General features: G+C 43.2%; 1 tRNA gene and 1 rRNA gene. Both read right to left on the bottom strand.

From position 1 onward, the window contains the following. Positions 1-533: ribosomal RNA gene (locus tag FTU36_RS16565) — 23S ribosomal RNA — on the bottom strand; the annotation flags it as partial. 484 nt (positions 534-1,017) lie between these two features. Next, positions 1,018-1,093 (bottom strand) — tRNA-Ala (locus tag FTU36_RS16560). Between the last annotated feature and the right edge of the window lie 51 nt (positions 1,094-1,144).

The raw sequence follows: 1,144 nt of genomic DNA, 5'->3' as shown, positions 1-1,144 counted from the left end.
GGCTCCCACTGCTTGTATGCATGCGGTTTCAGGATCTATTTCACTCCCCTCACAGGGGTTCTTTTCGCCTTTCCCTCACGGTACTGGTTCACTATCGGTCAGTCAGGAGTATTTAGCCTTGGAGGATGGTCCCCCCATATTCAGACAAGGTTTCACGTGCCTCGCCCTACTCGACATCATTATCTAAGCCCTTTCGCGTACAGGACTATCACCTACTATGGTCGCACTTCCCAGAGCGTTCCACTAAAGCTTAGATAACTTAATGGGCTTTTCCCCGTTCGCTCGCCGCTACTGAGGGAATCTCAATTGATTTCTTTTCCTAAGGGTACTGAGATGTTTCACTTCCCCTCGTTCGCCTCATAAACCTATGTATTCAGTTTATGATACCCGCCTTATAGCGGGTGGGTTCCCCCATTCAGAAATCTCCGGATCACAGGATATTTGCCGCCTCCCCGGAGCTTATCGCAGGCTATTACGTCTTTCATCGCCTCTGACTGCCAAGGCATCCACCACATGCACTTAATTACTTGACTATACAACCCCAAACAGTCGTTAATCCTTACAAGTAGGACAACAACAAGTCTTACGACTCACAGTTCGTTGTTTCGTGAACTTAATCACCGTACAGCTTCAATCAAAATTCATATACCAAAACGCTTGATTCAGTTAATTTCGCTAGTAACTCATAGCTTTTATCTTCACATCACAGTAATAAATCACTGTTAGTGTTAATGTCAGTTATGAGTATGAACAAATTATTTCAACTCAAATATATTCTGTTAATGATTTTTCCAGCCTTCGTCAGGTCAGGAAACCGTGATAAATCACAGAGCTTAATAACAATGAAGCGAATCATACGCCACTTTGTTGCTAAGCTCTATAACCTAAGCACTTGATCGCTTAAGGACTAAACAACTTCAACACTGTATGATCACATACTGCGCGAAGCGTAGCTTCTTGCTTAAATTTCAACTCAAATCCTTAAAGCAGCGCTTTAAGTTTTATGATCTTGAAATTTGGTGGAGACTAGGAGAGTCGAACTCCTGACCTCCTGCGTGCAAAGCAGGCGCTCTACCAACTAAGCTAAGTCCCCAGCTTATCAATAAGTCAATGTTTCTGTTTTTCTGTTTGCTTCCGTATTTTA

The organism is Acinetobacter sp. YH12096 (assembly GCF_013419215.1).
GTDB lineage: Bacteria > Pseudomonadota > Gammaproteobacteria > Pseudomonadales > Moraxellaceae > Acinetobacter > Acinetobacter amyesii.
This window is presented reverse-complemented; position numbering and strand designations above follow the sequence as displayed.